Below are 534 nucleotides of genomic sequence, written 5' to 3'. Positions count from 1 at the left end.
ACAGGAGATACGGGAGCCACAGGAACCCAAGGTCCGACCGGAGCCCAAGGCCCAACAGGAGATACCGGAGCTACAGGAGCACAGGGTCCGACTGGTGCCCAAGGTCCAACAGGAGCTACAGGAGCACAGGGTCCGACCGGTGCGCAAGGTCCAACAGGAGATACAGGTGCTACAGGAGCACAGGGTCCGACTGGTGCCCAAGGTCCAACAGGAGATACTGGAGCTACAGGAGATACGGGAGCTACAGGAGCTCAGGGTCCAACAGGAGATACGGGTGCTACAGGAGATACAGGTGCCACAGGAGCGCAGGGTCCAACCGGTGCGCAAGGCCCAACAGGAGATACAGGTGCTACAGGAGCACAGGGTCCGACTGGAGCCCAAGGCCCAACAGGAGATACCGGAGCTACAGGAGCACAGGGTCCGACTGGAGCCCAAGGCCCAACAGGAGATACGGGAGCCACAGGAACCCAAGGTCCGACCGGAGCCCAAGGCCCAACAGGAGATACCGGAGCTACAGGAGCACAGGGTCCGACT

General features: G+C 61.6%; 1 protein-coding gene. It reads left to right on the top strand.

Features of this window, described 5'->3' with window-relative positions:
* A partial coding sequence (locus tag MWU84_RS24085; protein ID WP_246906584.1) for a collagen-like protein occupies window positions 1-534 on the top strand: 534 nt, incomplete at both ends.

Origin of the sequence: Arenibacter sp. F20364 (assembly GCF_023015905.1) — a bacterium.
Taxonomy (GTDB): domain Bacteria; phylum Bacteroidota; class Bacteroidia; order Flavobacteriales; family Flavobacteriaceae; genus Arenibacter.
This window is presented reverse-complemented; position numbering and strand designations above follow the sequence as displayed.